Annotated in this window: 1 pseudogene; it reads left to right on the forward strand. The window is 33.5% G+C overall.

Features of this window, described 5'->3' with window-relative positions:
• A pseudogene (locus ACRHNM_RS16935) lies at positions 1 to 266 on the forward strand (DEAD/DEAH box helicase); the annotation flags it as partial.

Here is a 266-nt window from a genome sequence, read left to right on the forward strand (position 1 = left end):
TTTCTATGGTCATCGTTGCTAAAAGTGAAGTACGTAAGATAAAAAGCATAGAGCGCATCATTAAAAGGCAGTTTGAAAAGAAAGATATTCCATCTGGCATGGAAATCTGCGAAGTGCAACTAATGAGTCTAGCTAAAAAAATACACAATACTGAGGTTAATCACGAGATTGACAAATACTTAGATAGCATTAATGAACTATTTGAAGATACCGAAAGAGATGAATTGATTAAAAAATTCTTTTCGGTTGAGTTTACACGCTTCTTC

This window comes from Psychroserpens mesophilus, from assembly GCF_050617655.1.
Classification (GTDB): Bacteria; Bacteroidota; Bacteroidia; order Flavobacteriales; family Flavobacteriaceae; genus Psychroserpens; species Psychroserpens mesophilus_A.